The 14,003-nt window shown below is 38.1% G+C and carries 12 protein-coding genes, 1 other RNA gene, 1 riboswitch and 1 other annotated feature; of the genes, 2 read left to right on the top strand and 11 right to left on the bottom strand.

Annotated elements, in window-relative coordinates; translation table 11 throughout:
- Nucleotides 1-83: 83 nt before the first annotated feature.
- Together AC2VNP_RS15330 and ssrS are read right to left on the bottom strand one after the other, a co-directional pair.
- A complete protein-coding gene (locus AC2VNP_RS15330) occupies nt 84-851 on the bottom strand; it encodes a tRNA threonylcarbamoyladenosine dehydratase (protein WP_486918165.1) in 768 nt (255 codons plus the stop codon).
- 297 nt (nt 852-1,148) lie between these two features.
- Nucleotides 1,149-1,327, bottom strand: a non-coding RNA gene (ssrS, locus tag AC2VNP_RS15325) — 6S RNA.
- 350 nt (nt 1,328-1,677) lie between these two features.
- Here ssrS and AC2VNP_RS15320 point away from each other — a divergent pair.
- Both AC2VNP_RS15320 and AC2VNP_RS15315 read left to right on the top strand, forming a co-directional pair.
- A complete protein-coding gene (locus tag AC2VNP_RS15320) occupies nt 1,678-1,818 on the top strand; it encodes a hypothetical protein (protein WP_486918164.1) in 141 nt (46 codons plus the stop codon).
- A gap of 184 nt (nt 1,819-2,002) precedes the next feature.
- Nucleotides 2,003-2,290: a hypothetical protein gene (locus tag AC2VNP_RS15315; protein ID WP_486918163.1), complete on the top strand. Its 288-nt coding sequence runs from the start codon at nt 2,003-2,005 to the stop codon at nt 2,288-2,290.
- Here AC2VNP_RS15315 and AC2VNP_RS15310 read toward each other — a convergent pair.
- The 9 genes from AC2VNP_RS15310 to AC2VNP_RS15270 form a co-directional block, all read right to left on the bottom strand.
- The gene (locus tag AC2VNP_RS15310) at nt 2,265-3,497 is read right to left on the bottom strand and encodes a homoserine dehydrogenase (protein WP_486918162.1); all 1,233 of its coding nucleotides are present in this window, start codon (nt 3,495-3,497) and stop codon (nt 2,265-2,267) included. The two genes, AC2VNP_RS15315 and AC2VNP_RS15310, sit on opposite strands and share 26 nt — an antisense overlap.
- A 176-nt stretch (nt 3,498-3,673) precedes the next feature.
- A riboswitch (SAM riboswitch) is annotated at nt 3,674-3,785 on the bottom strand.
- A gap of 77 nt (nt 3,786-3,862) precedes the next feature.
- Nucleotides 3,863-5,656: an aspartate--tRNA ligase gene (gene aspS / locus AC2VNP_RS15305; RefSeq protein WP_486918161.1), complete on the bottom strand. Its 1,794-nt coding sequence runs from the start codon at nt 5,654-5,656 to the stop codon at nt 3,863-3,865.
- 2 nt (nt 5,657-5,658) lie between these two features.
- Nucleotides 5,659-6,936, bottom strand: a complete 1,278-nt coding sequence (hisS, locus tag AC2VNP_RS15300; RefSeq protein WP_486918227.1) for a histidine--tRNA ligase — start codon at nt 6,934-6,936, stop codon at nt 5,659-5,661.
- Between the two features lie 118 nt (nt 6,937-7,054).
- Nucleotides 7,055-7,279: a binding site (T-box leader), on the bottom strand.
- A 58-nt stretch (nt 7,280-7,337) separates the two neighbouring features.
- On the bottom strand, nt 7,338-7,514 hold the full coding sequence (locus tag AC2VNP_RS15295; RefSeq protein WP_275119643.1) for a hypothetical protein: 177 nt from the start codon (nt 7,512-7,514) through the stop codon (nt 7,338-7,340).
- Nucleotides 7,515-7,596: 82 nt separating this feature from the next.
- Nucleotides 7,597-8,043: a D-aminoacyl-tRNA deacylase gene (dtd, locus tag AC2VNP_RS15290; protein WP_486918160.1), complete on the bottom strand. Its 447-nt coding sequence runs from the start codon at nt 8,041-8,043 to the stop codon at nt 7,597-7,599.
- Nucleotides 8,044-8,054: 11 nt separating this feature from the next.
- Nucleotides 8,055-10,241: a RelA/SpoT family protein gene (locus AC2VNP_RS15285; RefSeq protein ID WP_486918159.1), complete on the bottom strand. Its 2,187-nt coding sequence runs from the start codon at nt 10,239-10,241 to the stop codon at nt 8,055-8,057.
- A gap of 406 nt (nt 10,242-10,647) precedes the next feature.
- On the bottom strand, nt 10,648-11,160 hold the full coding sequence (locus AC2VNP_RS15280; RefSeq protein ID WP_486918158.1) for an adenine phosphoribosyltransferase: 513 nt from the start codon (nt 11,158-11,160) through the stop codon (nt 10,648-10,650).
- A gap of 3 nt (nt 11,161-11,163) precedes the next feature.
- The gene (gene recJ, locus AC2VNP_RS15275) at nt 11,164-13,515 is read right to left on the bottom strand and encodes a single-stranded-DNA-specific exonuclease RecJ (RefSeq protein ID WP_486918157.1); all 2,352 of its coding nucleotides are present in this window, start codon (nt 13,513-13,515) and stop codon (nt 11,164-11,166) included.
- A 154-nt stretch (nt 13,516-13,669) separates the two neighbouring features.
- Entirely contained in the window at nt 13,670-14,002 is a 333-nt protein-coding gene (locus tag AC2VNP_RS15270; RefSeq protein WP_486918156.1) for a LapA family protein, read from the bottom strand.
- Nucleotide 14,003: the final 1 nt, after the last annotated feature.

The raw sequence follows: 14,003 nt of genomic DNA, 5'->3' as shown, positions 1-14,003 counted from the left end.
AAATACCTCAAAACAACAAAAAATCACGATATTTAAAACTATATCGTGATCTTCATAAAATACATAAGCCTAGTTTTCCAACCTTAACGCTCAATTATAATTTCATTTTGTTCTAAAATTTTTGTAATAACATGACCTGCCATAATGAGTCCTGAAACCGATGGTACAAATGCATTGGAAGATGGCGGCAGTTTCGCCTTGCGAATTGGTCCTTCTTCAGCCTTTTCAGGAACAATTTCTTTACGAATTTCTTCACGGATTTTCACTGGGCTCTCGTCAGAAAACACAACGTTTACTCCTTTATGAATACCTTCTTTACGAAGCTTTGTACGAACAACTTTGGCAATTGGGTCATAACTTGTTTTTGAGATATCAGCAATTCGTAACCTCGTCGGGTCCATTTTATTGGCAACACCCATACTCGAAATAATCCCAATATTTCTTTGTAAACATTGTTTAATAACATGAATTTTATAAGTAATCGTATCACAAGCATCTACGACAAAATCTAATCCATGACTAAAGAAATCCTCATATGTTTCTTCTGTATAAAACATCTTTAAGGCAATAACTTCACAGTCAGGGTTAATATCTTTGATACGTTCTTTCATTAACTCCACTTTCGGTTTTCCTACAGTAGATAATAGTGCATGAATTTGACGATTTACATTTGTAATATCGACATCATCTTTGTCCACTAATACTAATTTTCCCACACCTGACCGAGCAAGAGCTTCGGCTGAAAATGAACCTACTCCTCCTATTCCTAACACGGCAACTGTACTGTTCTTTAAAGCTTGTACGCCGTCTTTTCCTATCGCTAATTCATTTCTTGAAAATTGATACAACATTCGTTCCTCGTCCTTTCTCTCTATAAAAACACATTCATTAACTGTTGGCTTTTTTTAATATACTGATTATACCTATAAAAGTAGTCGGGGTAAAATATACCATAGCTGCCATAAAAAATCTATAGTGTTAAGAAACCTATTTTTACTCATTATTATTATGTACCAAAAGACCAGCAGACATAAGAAAAAGCTGACTATATGTATCCACTTCTTTTCGACATCATCACGTGTAGTAAATACACATTACACATCGATTGAGAAGCGTAACAGTCAGCTCGGATTGTTAATAAAATAAATAAGAGACCCAAAGTGCCGTAACTCCCTAGTTTTGAACCTGCTCTCGCAGGTGGGTGTCCAGCTTCTTTCTTTATACGTCCTCACAAATGAAGGCATGTATTCCAAAAGAAGACTTAATACTCCCAATAAAAAAGTGTTGGCTCAAAACTGTCAGTCGCTCACGAACACGCTAGGACTCTTACTTTGTTAAGGAAATAATAGCACAAAAAAGGATGAGGTTCAAGCGGAAAAATAAATTTTTCAGAATTTTCTATTAAGTGTATTTTTGCGAAATGAAATAAGCTATGCTAAAGTGTCAGTAGGAATTATGAAAGGTGGAAGCGACCGTTTAGCGGCGGATGGACTGGAGCCCTTCGTATGAGATACACAGTGAGTGCTAACGAGCTGATGTTGACTTATCGTAAGGAGAAGAGCGAAGTCCACTAGACGCTGGGCGCTGGAACTAGACAATGAAAGGTGGAGGGGTGCCCTGCTTAGCGGCAAGAAGCGCTAGAGGGCCAGCAATTAGTGTCCTGACCTTTGCACACTTTTGAATGACCGAAGCGACCTCGAGCGGATGGACTGGAGCCCTTCGTATGAAACAAAGGCTACACGCTCTGATCAGTTTAAGATATCTTTAGCGGGCTCAGAAGGCCTTATTTATGGAAAATCGGCAACATTATGGATTTAGAGGACTGAGAGGACCCTATTTGCTTAAATTCACTAAAAGTGACTATAAATACTAAGGAATAAGGGCCTCTGAGTCCGTTACGTACTAAAAGGCATGCTTCTTAAAGGAATAAGGGCCCTTGAGTCCCCTAAAATTTTATTTCTACAAGCAAAGTTTCTTATCTTTTTTATAAAGGATGTTTTCCATGAAGCCTATTACAACACAAGTTTGCATTGAAGTCGAACAAAAAATCGAATATACGAAGAAGTACACAGTCGAAAGAAACTTCGACATGGAGCTCTTCAATGATAAAATTCGCTCACGAGACAAAGAGTTTCTTTTAGAACATGTATTTGATATTTCTTACCGTCAAGCAACAGAAAAGATTGGCTTTTTGTATTTGCATACAAATCAAGGTGTTTTACCACATCTCGTAAAAACCAATCCAACTCCTTTTATTGATACATTTAAGAAGGTAAAGCGACTTTATTAACAGCTACCTTACCTAATAACGGGTAGCTGACTTGCTGTAATAAAGGAGGTAAGTCATTCAAGGACTTGCCTTTAGTTAATTTAAGGATCACCGCTTGCTTTTCGTAAAAACCGGTTTCGATTTCAACCTCGCTTGATATACTTAGTAAATCCGCATAGAATTGTTCCTTTTCTGGTTCGGAAACAAAGACAATTACACTCAATTCATCGTTGGCTCTATCGTTTTGTTGTTGACTTAATGGACGATTAAACCCTTGAAATTGCTCATGCAGAACAAAATCTTCTACCATACTATTTGCTGTTGCATTCTTCCCTGCACCTGGACCGCTCATCGTAATACGGTCAATGGTTGCACCGTCAATACAGACACCGTTCGTCACTCCGTTAATATTATATAACGGATGATCTTTTGTAACGAATGCAGGTGATACAAACCCATGAATAACCCCAGCTTCAATGGAGGTTCTAGCAATCAATTTTATCGCTAATTCATTTCTTTCCGCAAAATCCATCGCCTCCTCCTCAATGACATTAATCCCCTTACAGGAAAAGTTATTTTCATTCGGCCATGAGTTAAACGCAAGACGACTTAAAATTTGGAGTTTATATAATGCATCATATCCTTCAATATCATCTGTAGGATCCGCCTCGGCATAACCTAATTGTTGCGCTTCTGCTAACACATCAGCAAACGACCGATTTTTCTCTTTCATTTCCGTTAAAATATAATTCGTTGTCCCATTCAATATTCCCGTCACAGAATGAATCGGGGTTGTAGAAAATAACGTTTTGAAGCTATTCACAATCGGTATTCCGCCACCAACAGCCGCTTCAAATCCTAAATAAACCCCGTTTTGGCGAGCAAGCTCTTCAAGTTCTTTACCGTGCTTTGCAATTAATTCTTTATTTGCTGTAATAATCGCTGTACCTGATTGAATGAGCTTCACAATATAGCCTTTAGCAGGTTCAACCCCGCCAATTGCTTCAAAGACAATATCGTACTGTTGATTAAAAAACTCATTAGGGTCACTTGTTATAAGTGTTTTTACTTGAGTATAACCACGATCTTTTGTATCGTCCTTCACGAGAATTTTTGTCACCTGAACTTCAGTTTGAAATATCTCCTTTAGTTCCTCTCTTGAATTCAGTAACCTCTCATAAATACCCGAACCGACTGTTCCGAACCCGATAACCCCAACATTTAACATCCTAAGCTCCTCCTTATATAAAACACTAACTTGCGCCCCGTTAACTCCTCAAGCATTGCATTACCGTTCATTTATACTTAGTACCGGCTCTATTCTTCAAACATCTACACCAACTATTTGTGCATAAAATAAAAAAACCTTTCCGATAAGGGAAAGGTTTTTTTTAAAAACGCCTCCACTTATCTTTCAGAGCAATTGCTCTGCTGAAATTAGCACCTTTGTTTGTCTGGCATACAAACCGGTTGCCGGGCGTCATCGGGTCAGTCCCTCAGCCTCTCGTGATAAGTTTTATATTTACAACTAATTATTTGAATTTTAATAGTTATGATTATAATGCGATTATTCTATCTTTGTCAACTTAAAGTTTATATTTGAACTTTCTTTTCTTCCTCTTTTTTAGGAACGGTAGATAAGTTCAGCTCACGTAATTGTGCCTCACTAACCGAACTTGGTGCATTAGTTAATAAACAACTTGCACTAGCTGTCTTAGGAAATGCGATTGTATCACGCAAGTTGTTTCGGCCTGCTAATAGCATAATAAGGCGATCTAGTCCTAACGCAATTCCGCCGTGTGGTGGTGTACCATATTCAAAGGCATCTAAAAGAAAACCAAATTGTTCTTTAGCTTCTTCTTCAGAGAAACCAAGAGCAGAGAACATTTTTACTTGTACATCACGCTGATAAATACGTTGAGACCCTCCACCAAGTTCATATCCGTTTAAAACTAGGTCATATGCTTCTGCACGTACTTGACCTGGATCCGTATCAAGCAGATGTAGATCTTCTGTTTTTGGACTAGTAAATGGATGGTGAAGAGCGACGTAACGATTAGCATCTTCATCAAATTCTACAAGTGGGAAATCAACTACCCATAAGAAATTGAATTTAGATTTATCGATTAAGTCTAGGTCTTTACCAAATTTAAGACGAAGTGCACCTAAGCTGTCATACACAACTTGTTTCTTATCCGCTGCAAAAAATAATAAATCGCCCGGTTCAGCACTCATCGCTTCACGCATGCCTGCAGCCTCTTCTTCGCTTAAGAATTTTGCGATTGGTCCTTTTAACTCGTTTTCTTCGACTTTAAGCCAAGCTAAACCTTTTGCACCATAAATAGCTACAAAATGTGCTAAATCATCAATTTCTTTACGAGTCAGTTTTGTAGCTGCCCCTTTTACATTCAAACCTTTTACAATTCCACCGTTAGCAATCGCATTAGCAAACACTTTAAACTGTGAGTTTTTCATTACATCTGTTAACTCGGATAACTCTAAGCCAAAGCGTGTATCTGGCTTATCTGACCCATATCGATTCATTGCTTCATCATACGTTAAACGCTGGAAAGGAGTTGAAACTTCAATTCCTTTTAGTTCCTTCATGATTTTTGCCATCATGTTTTCCATCATGGCAAGTAAGTCTTCTTTATCCATGAACGAAGTCTCGATATCGACTTGAGTAAATTCTGGTTGACGGTCTGCTCGTAAATCTTCGTCACGGAAACAACGAACGATTTGATAGTAACGTTCGAATCCAGATACCATCAATAACTGTTTAAAAAGCTGTGGTGATTGCGGAAGTGCATAAAATTCACCATGGTGCACACGACTTGGTACTAAATAGTCACGTGCTCCTTCAGGCGTACTTTTCGTTAACATTGGTGTTTCCATTTCTAAGAATTGCTCATTGTCTAGTGTATCACGAATTAATTTCGTCGTTTGATGACGTAATTTAAAGATGTTTTGCATATCTGGTCTACGTAAGTCTAGATAACGATAGCGTAAACGAACATCTTCAGAAGCATCTGTATCTTCTTCAATCTGGAACGGAAGCGGTTTAGATGCATTTAAAATTGTAATTTTATCAACATGTACTTCGACTCTTCCAGTAGGAATTTTTTCATTAATCGTTTCATCTTCACGTTTAACAACTGTACCTTCTACATCTAAAACAAATTCACCACGTACGCGATCTGCAATTGCATGGGCATCTTTTGATATTTCAGGGTTAAAAACGACTTGAACAATCCCTGAGCGATCTCGTAAATCAATAAAAATAACTTGCCCAAGGTCACGACGAGTTTGTACCCAACCTTTTAATTGCACTCGTTCTCCAATTGTATTTTCCAATATTTGGCCGCATTGATGTGTTCTCCCTATCATTCTTACTCCTCCTTTAATCTATCTTGCATATATGTAATAAAATCATTGAGTGATACTTCAACTTGCTCTCCAGTGCTCATTTCTTTAACATTAATTTTATTAGCTGCTAGTTCATCATCTCCTAGTACAGCTGTATACTTCGCTTCTAGTCGATCAGCAGCCTTAAATTGTGCTTTAACCTTTTTATCTAGATAATCTTTTTCAGCAGATAACCCCGCTTTACGCAGTTCAAACAATAGGCTGGCACTCTTGTCTTTTGCCTCTTCACCAAGTGCCACAAGGTAACAATCAATCGTTTGTTCGATTGGGATATCGATGTTTGCAGCTTTTAGTGCCATAAGCAAACGTTCGATACTTAGAGCAAAGCCAATCCCTGGTGTTTCTGGGCCACCAATATCTTCAACAAGTCCATTATAACGGCCACCGCCACATAATGTTGTAATCGCACCGAACCCTTCACCTTCTATCATGATCTCAAAAGCCGTATGGTTATAGTAATCTAAACCACGTACTAATGTTTGATCAACGACATAGGAAATGCCCATTGCATCAAGGTGTTGTTTTACTTTTTCAAAGTATGCGACTGACTCCTCATTTAAATAATCTAAGATCGAAGGCGCTGTTGCCATTAATTCATGATCTCTATCTTTTTTACAGTCTAAAATTCGCAGCGGGTTTTTCTCGAGACGTTGCTGACAATCTGAACAAAACTCATTTATTCTCGGCTTAAAATGATTGATTAATGCTTCACGGTGTGCAATGCGACTTTCCGTATCTCCAAGACTATTAATAACAAGTTTTAAACCTGATAACCCAAGTTCACGATAAAACTCCATGGCAAGTGCCATTACTTCGGCATCTATTGCAGGATCATTACTACCGAGCGCTTCAATACCAAATTGAACAAATTGACGCATTCTCCCAGATTGTGGACGCTCATAACGGAACATAGGACCGATATAATAGAGTTTCGTCGGTTGTCCCGGATTTCCATATAACTTATTTTCTACAAATGCTCTTGTAACTGAAGCTGTTCCTTCTGGTCTTAACGTTAAGCTTCGATCGCCGCGATCTGTAAATGTATACGTTTCTTTTTGAACGATATCTGTCGTATCCCCAACCCCGCGCTGAAAAAGTTCGGTATGTTCAAAAATTGGTGTGCGTATTTCTTTATAGTTATACCGGCGGCAAATATCTTGTGCCTTGGCTTCGACATACTGCCACAGCTCTGAAGTTCCAGGTAATATGTCTTGTGTACCTCTTGGAATATGTATACTCATCATGATCCTCCCATTTCAAACATCTATTAAAGCTTACAAAGGTTCAAGTAAAATACCTTTGTTGAACACTTCATTTTCATTGCAATATAAAAAAACTCCCATCCCTGATTATAAATCAATCAGGGACGAGAGTTATACCCGTGGTGCCACCCTTATTGAAGCCTAAGCTTCCACTTTAAGCAGTTAACGCCTTGCTTACGTTTTTTCCTACTAACCAACAGTTTTCAGAAAAAAACCTACGGAGTGTTCATTCATTAAGGTCCATGTAGAAATGCTTACAGCCACGGCATTTCCTCTCTTAACATGTGCCACCTTAACTACTATTCCCCATCATCGGTTTGTTACGGTCTTTGCATTTGCTTTTTATCATACGAATGTTTAATAAAGTTGTCAATAAATTTTTAGTTTCGTCCAAGCTTTTTCTTCAATTGCTTTACTTCTCTTAACGACAATCCAAACTCATCTGCGAGTTCCATACTTGTACTGCTGTTTTCTTTTTCTACAAAATCGTGAAAGTTCACATGAAATAGCTGGTGTTCATTTCTTCCGCTACCTTCTTGCTTCATACTTGTCCGCATCTAATCTTCCTTCCGTAGTAACATCAAGAACTAGCTTAACCAAAAATCAACTAATTCTTTCAGTTTTGGAAGAAAAACTCTGTTAATTTTGTTTACTATCCAAAATTAATGTAACGGGACCATGATTGATGAGTTGTACATCCATCATTGCACCAAATACACCGGTTTCTACTTGAACGCCTTTTTGACGTAATTGTTCATTAAACGTTTCATATAAAGGTTCAGCTACATCTGGTTTAGCTGCTCCCATAAAGTTCGGTCTACGCCCTTTTCGACAATCACCATATAATGTGAATTGAGAAATTGATAAAATTTGGCCACCAACATCTAACAGAGAAAGATTTAATTTTCCTTCCTCGTCTTCAAAAATACGAAGGTTAACAATTTTATCCGTTAGATACTGAACATCCTCAATCGTATCTTCATGCGTAATACCAACGAGTAACATCAAACCAGAATCAATTCTTCCGACTACTTCTTCATTGACCTTTACGGACGCTTCACTTACTCTTTGTAAAACGACTTTCATATTAAAACTCCTTAATGCATAATTCTTCGTACTGAATAAATATGGGGTAGTTGTTTTATTTTTTCGACCACCTTATGCAAGTGATCTACATTTTGAATTAAAATCGTCATATGAATCGTTGCGACTTTATTTCGGTGATCCGAACGACCGGACACTGCATTAATCGTTGTTCTCGATTCTGTTACCGCATGAAGTACTTGATTTAGTAATCCATTACGGTCAAAACCGGTAATTTCGATATCGACGTTGTAATTTTTGTTCTCTAGATGATTAGCTTCCCACTCTACTTCCAACAGGCGCGTTTTCGCTTCATCCGTTAATACATTTGGACAGTCCGTGCGGTGAATGGACACTCCCCGGCCTTTCGTGATGTAGCCAATAATGTCATCACCTGGAACAGGATTGCAACATTTTGATAAACGGATTAATAAATTATCGACACCTTTTACGGTTACACCTGTACTCGTTTTCTTCTTAGGTGCCAACGTTTGAATTTCGGCTACCGCTTGCGCGAGAGATTGTTGTTCTTGCTCTGGTTCAGTGTCCTTTTTAAATTTCTCTGCTAGACGGTTTACAATCTGTTTCGGACTCATTCCGCCATAGCCAACGGCTGCGAACATATCCTCTTCGCCTGCAAAACTGAATTTTTGAGCCACCTCCGCCAGGTTTTCTGCTGTAATGACATCTTTAGGGTCTAAGTCTAATGCTTTAACTTCTCGTTCAATGACTTCTTTACCCTTCATCACATTTTCTTCGCGGCGTTCTTTTTTAAACCATTGGCGGATCTTATTTTTTGCATGTGAGCTTTGTGTAATTTTAATCCAGTCTTGACTAGGTCCATAAGAGTGTTTTGACGTCATAATTTCGATGATGTCACCGGTCTTCAGTGCATGATCAAGCGGAACCATCTTCCCATTAACTTTTGCCCCAATACAGCGGTTTCCAATTTCGGAGTGGATTCGGTATGCAAAATCTAACGGCACTGATCCCCTAGGAAGTTCAATTACATCACCTTTTGGCGTGAAAACAAAGACCATATCAGAAAATAAATCGATTTTAAGTGATTCCATAAATTCTTGAGCATCTTGTGAGTCATTTTGAAACTCGATAATTTCTCGGAACCAAGTTAATTTCGTTTCTAGTGATCCATCATCATTTCCAACGTGTTTTCCTTCTTTATAAGCCCAGTGAGCTGCAACCCCAAATTCTGCAATTCGGTGCATTTCTTCTGAACGAATTTGAACCTCCAACGGATCACCATTCGGTCCTAGTACAGTCGTGTGTAAAGACTGATACATGTTCGCTTTCGGCATCGCAATATAGTCCTTAAAACGACCAGGCATTGGTTTCCAACACGTATGAATTACACCTAAAACGGCATAGCAATCTTTAATATTCTTCACGATAATACGAACAGCTAATAAATCATAGATTTCATTAAACTGTTTATTTTGAAGCGCCATTTTCCGATAAATACTATAGATATGTTTTGGCCGACCTGAGATATCCGCAGTTACATGAATGTCATTTAAGTTCTCTCGTATCCTCTTAACAACCTCATCTACATACTGCTCTCGCTCGGCACGCTTCTTCTTCATCAGGTTAACAATTCGATAGTATTGCTGTGGATCTAGATAACGAAGAGCTGTGTCTTCTAACTCCCATTTAATCGTTGAAATCCCTAAACGATGAGCTAATGGAGCGAAAATCTCTAACGTCTCGTTTGAAATACGACGTTGTTTTTCAGGCGGTAAATGTTTCAACGTACGCATATTGTGAAGACGGTCGGCTAATTTAATTAAGATCACCCGAATATCTTTTGCCATCGCCACAAACATTTTTCGGTGATTTTCAGCCTGTTGCTCTTCTTTTGACTTATATTTAATTTTCCCAAGTTTTGTAACGCCATCTACCAGCATCGCAACTTCACTATTAAAAGCTTCTTTCAGTTCCTCAATCGTTACGTCTGTGTCTTCAACGACATCATGAAGAAAAGCGGCTGCAATTGTATCAGGATCCATCCCTAACTCAACTAGAATTCCAGCCACTTGAATCGGATGGTGAATATACGGTTCCCCTGATTTTCGGTACTGCTCACTATGGGCTTCTTCTGCGTATGCATATGCTTTTTTTATAAACGCCATATCTTTCTCTGAAAGATAACGTTCTGCTTTTTCAAATAATTGATCTATCGTCATGGAATCACCTTTTTATCCCTACATAATTGGTCCCATTTTTTCTATATTTCTTTATATTATCATTAAGTAGCCTATATGTGTAAAGATAAAATACGAAAAATGTCGAACTTCATTTATATTTTTGACGAGAATTTAGAATTATAGCCCTAAAATCTAAAGCTCAAAGCGTTGATCAGTGGATTCAACAGCTTGCGTACTATATATAGTAAAGAATGAAAACTTTTTTCTATTTGGGCGGAGTGGAAGACGCAATTTCAACGTTGATCACAACATCTAAAAAAGCTGACCTAAAAGTATTCGGTTCCTCGCATGTTATGACCTATAACTATTACCTTTGTTCCAAAGAACTATAGTCATTATGGAGGCTCCTGACAATTTACTTTTAAGTCAGCCTTTATTTATTTTTTTAATATTGTGTTAATGTATACACATCGTAATCTTTAAGCTTATCTCTTCCATCAAGGTAAGTCAGCTCAATTAGGAACGCAATTCCGACTACTTCTCCACCTAGCTGTTCAACCATATTAATTGTTGCTTCGATTGTTCCACCAGTGGCAAGAAGGTCATCCGCAATTACTACGCGTTGCCCCTTTTGAATAGCATCCTTATGAATCGTAAGACTATCATTTCCATACTCTAATCCATAATCTACAGAAATAACTTCACGGGGAAGCTTTCCTTTTTTACGAACAGGAACAAAACCTTTTTCTAATTCGAAAGCAATTGGACATCCGACAACAAAGCCACGTGCTTCTGGACCTACAATAACGTCAGCATTTTTTTCGCGAGCAAAACTCGCTAATTCTTCAATCGCTTTTTTATACGCTTGTCCATCTTGCATTAAAGTTGTAATGTCCTTAAATCGAATACCCTCTTTTGGGTAATCCTCTACTATCGTAATATACTGTTTAAAATCCATCTCTTATACCGACTCCTTAACTTTTCTTACCTGGTCTATTGCTTGATCGAACCAGAGCTTCAACTCATAATAAGAGGAATATAAAAATTGCTGCTCTAGCTTCGACTGTTCTGTCATTCGTTGATACGTCTCAGATTCGTCGAGTCCTTTTTTCGAAGGGGTAGGATGCAGGCTAATAATACCATTGTTTATTGTAACAAAATCTAATTCAAAAAACACCTGTGTCATAAAATCTACCGTATTTTTAGACCAGCCTTTATGTGTAGCTAGTTGTTGACCATAGCGTTTAATATCAAAGGATCCCTTTTTCGATAAAAATGCATAATACCATTTAAAGTGTTCTCGTTTCGGAAGTGTTGAGAAATAGTTTGAATCTTCTTGATAAAATACTGAATAGATACGTTCTGGACCTGCTTTTTCCTTTAGGAGTAACTCTTCTAATTGCTCGGTAGACCTTGGTAAATCTAACAGTACAATATATTTACTAGCTATATCTACTTCCCCGGAACCGACATAACAAACTTCTTCATTTAAAGTGTCTAAACCTAGCTTATCCATCGTAGTAGATTGGAATGCAATTAATTTCCGTTTTTGTTTCGGTAATGAAATAATATTCTCTGCTAATTTTTTGGCATTTCGCCAATCAAACAGCTGCCATTCGTTTACTTGAACATCTTCAATAAACAGTTGGGGCTTACAATGTCCGTTCCATTCATTGACTGATACCGTACCAACCGCAGAAACCTTCGCAGCTGGATTGATTTCAGGATGAACATAACCTAGTTGAAAACCAATACCATCTAACGTTGTTCCATCTTGTTCGAAAATGACCTTTAAGTGGTTTTCATCACTGCCGATTCGGCGGATTTGTCCGATATTCACATCTTCAATCATGACTTTTGGTATGGGATTACTTACGCCATAAGGAGCTAATTCATCTAACTGATTAATGACATCTAGTGAAATTTCATCTAACTTAGCCACAAGGTCAACATTCGTAACTGGTACAAAATCCTCTTTTGTAAGAAGTTCATCCGCTTGTTTATTTAACCGACTTCTAAGCTCTTCGATATGCTCAATTTTCATTGTAAGTCCAGCAGCCATAGGGTGACCACCAAAGTGTGGAAGGATATCTCTACTCTCAGATAAATTGACAAACATATCAAATCCTTCAATACTTCTAGCAGATCCTTTTGCTACTCCTTTTTCCTTATCAATGCTCAGCACGATCGTCGGTCGATAAAACTTTTCCACTAACCGTGAAGCTACAATCCCGATAACACCTGGGTTCCATCCTTCTTTTCCAACGATTAAAACATGATTCTCAGAAGGTGGAAACTGTGTTTCCACTTGTTCAATCGCTTCTTTTGCCATTTCGTCGACGATTGCTTTTCTTTCTTTATTTAGTTGATCGATTTCTTCAGCTATTTCTTTTCCAGTCAACTCATCATCTGTCGTCATAAGTTCTACTGCTGGGTCTGCTGAATCAAGCCGTCCTGCTGCATTAATACGAGGGCCAATTGCAAAACCGACATGCTCCGCGTTCATTACCTGAGTATCAATACCTGCTATCTTCTTTAATGCTTTTAAACCAGGCTTCGTCGTACGCTGTAACGCTTCAATTCCTTTTTTAGCAAGAAGTCGATTTTCATCCACTAACGGTACAAGATCTGCAATGGTCCCTATCGCTACAATGTCTAATAAATGGGCAGGTACTTCATCTAGTAAGGCATGTGCTAGTTTAAATGCTACTCCAACTCCCGCTAAGCCTTTAAACGGATATGTACATCCTGGCTTTTTAGGATTTACAATCGCATAGGCATCTGGCAATTGCGGCGGCGCTTCATGGTGATCCGTAATAATAAGGTCAATGTCAATTTCTTTAGCTACTTCTGCTTCATGAACAGCAGATATTCCTGTGTCCACTGTAATAATTAAATCATAGCCATCAAGCTTAGCTTGGCGAAAAGCAGCTTCATTAGGGCCATATCCTTCAGTAAAGCGATTCGGAATATAGTAATTAAAATCGGCTCCTAATTCTCGCATCAAATAAATCATAACGGACGTACTACTAACACCATCCGCATCGTAGTCACCAAAGATTAAGATCTTTTCATTTCTCTCAATAGCCAATTTAATTCGTTCAACGGCTTCTCTCATCCCATCTAATAAGAAAGGATCATAAAAAGAAACTTCTTCTTTATATAAAAAACGTGTGGCAGCCTCCACCGTTTCAATACCTCTTAGTACGAGCAATTTTGCCACGATTGGTGTTAAGTTCAACTCACTTACTAATAGATCCACTTTATCTTGTTCTAGCTGTGCTAGCTTCCATCTCTTGCTTGATTTAAGCATAAAAAACACCCCTTGACCTAACTATTATACAAGAGGGGTCATAGGGGGGCAATGAATAATAATCTGGTAGTTTTCTATGAAAGGGAAATATTAATGTCCGTCCGCTTTAATGAGTTGCTCATTTACCAAAGAAAAAATCGCAGCTAAATCGATTTTATTTTCCCTTCATTTCCGTCTGCTCACTACCTTCTTTTTTTTGTTCATCTTGATTGATGTCCTTTTCCTTTTGACTCTTTGGACTGTTTTTAGCAGCGTTCGTTTGCTTTAAACGCTTTATCTCCTGTTGGAGTTGGTAAACTTTAACCATACCTACTGCGCCAACAATAATCCCGCCCATTAATACAGACCCGATAATAACGAGAATTAATGGCCAATCGGCCGTTCCAAATAAATAATTGACACGAACCGCTTCAACATTGATAACAGCAAAAATTGCAATAATAAGTGCAGCAATAATTCCTAATATAAAACCCCATTGACCGCGCATT

It is taken from the genome of Alkalihalobacterium sp. TH-98, from assembly GCF_057473385.1.
Note: the sequence above shows the minus strand (reverse complement) of the source record. Positions and strands in the feature narration are given on the sequence as shown.